Annotated in this window: 2 protein-coding genes; both read left to right on the forward strand. The window is 33.4% G+C overall.

Annotation, left to right across the window (positions count from 1 at the left end; all coding sequences use genetic code 11):
• The coding region (locus HY58_RS18395) for a polymorphic toxin type 33 domain-containing protein (protein ID WP_039135633.1) at nucleotides 1-822 on the forward strand (822 nt) is incomplete at its 5' end.
• Between the two features lie 104 nt (nucleotides 823-926).
• The gene (locus HY58_RS18400; protein ID WP_039135635.1) at nucleotides 927-1,343 is read left to right on the forward strand and encodes a DUF4279 domain-containing protein; all 417 of its coding nucleotides are present in this window, start codon (nucleotides 927-929) and stop codon (nucleotides 1,341-1,343) included.
• The last annotated feature ends 363 nt before the right edge of the window (nucleotides 1,344-1,706 follow it).

Below are 1,706 nucleotides of genomic sequence, written 5' to 3' on the forward strand. Positions count from 1 at the left end.
GCGGGGATAAGTTCAAAAGCATTAAACGGAGCAGCAGAAAACAAATACAAGTTCAATGGGAAGGAGCTTCAATCAAAAGAATTCAGCGATGGTAGTGGATTAGAATGGACAGACTACGGAGCAAGAATGCAAGACCCACAAATAGGAAGATGGCATGTGGTGGATCCATTGAGTGAACTGGGAAGGAGATGGTCTTCCTATAATTATGCTTTTAACAATCCTATTCGGTTTATCGATCCTGATGGCATGTGGTCGTATGATGCAAATGGAAATGCTCACACAAGTGATCCAATTGAAATCAAGGCTTTTTTAACACAGAAGAGTGGTAAGGAGGAAGCAAATAAACATGATGTAGATAATGAAAGTGATGAAAAAAGCAACTCTTCAAGTGAAAGTTTTACACAAGATAAAAAAGGGTATAGTGGTGTTTCAGAACTCAGTGAAGGAATTTCTATAAAGGCCACGGATGAGCAAGATCCTTTACCCAATAGAAATCCGAAACAGGATAAACCATTAACTCCGGGTGAAATTGACAAACTTAAAAGAAATGGATGGGATCATAGCGATAAAGGAAAACGTGGTGGTAGAACAGACCTTTATAAAGATAAACATGGAAATATATATCAAAAACCTAAGTTTGGGAAAGGTGATGGAGAACCAATTGGTATAAATATTAATGATCTAAAAAATATTCAAGATATTAATGGTACATCTCCTTTTATAAAAGCTTTGGACCGTATTATAAATAGGGTATTACGATTACCTCCCCTTTTATTTCCGCCGGAATTACAAGGATCTTTATCCAAACCACAAATTCTTTAAAATTTATTACAATTTGCTAAATTTTGATTTTCTCAAAAAAGTAATAAAGTATTTTGAAAACAAACCTACACTATAATTTATTCAATTAGACTATATAAGTTTTTATGAAAAATGAAATTAATTTAAGCTTTTGCATCTGGGATTTTGAAGACATAACTCATAGTGAAATTACACGATTGATTGGGTTGCAGCCTTCAAAGATTTATACTAAGGGCGAAAAAAATACTATCGGCTTGGCCTTGGCAAAAGAAAATGGTTGGATAATAACTACTTCATTAACTAAATATTCTTCATTTGATGATCAAATGAATTCATTATTAGATATAATTGAATCAAAAATTGATATATTCAAACCACTGTGTGAAAAATACTATTGTGAGTTTTCCTGTGCAGTATTTATACGCTATGGCAATGAAGAAAGCACCCCTTGGGTTCATTTAGGCTCAAGATATAATAATCTCATAAATGAGTTGAAAATTGAATTTGATATAGACATCTATTGCCTTCCAAATGAAGGATAAAATAACATAGCCCTTTATCGCGTGCATTTTTTTCATCTTCAACATGGTTAGGATAAATGTAAAGAGGCAGAAAATAAGTAGTTATCGAATTTGGGTGGATGTATAAGTAGAGTAAGGCGATAGCTCGATAGTAGACATAGTTGGCAGATTAACTGCATGATATTTATGACTCTCACAATGGTATTTTATTTTAGTTTGGCAATGACCATTTTTGAAGTGTATGTCTTATAAGCTTCACCAAAGTTCAGCCATCTTATTTCTTCGTTGGATCGTATTACCAGTTTAGGGTATTTTTTGGTTCCACTTGTACGATTACATTTGAATAACGATGATGGACAACCTAAAATTATTTGTTAGGTATCC

It is taken from the genome of Flavihumibacter sp. ZG627 (genome assembly GCF_000814325.1).
Taxonomy (GTDB): domain Bacteria; phylum Bacteroidota; class Bacteroidia; order Chitinophagales; family Chitinophagaceae; genus Flavihumibacter.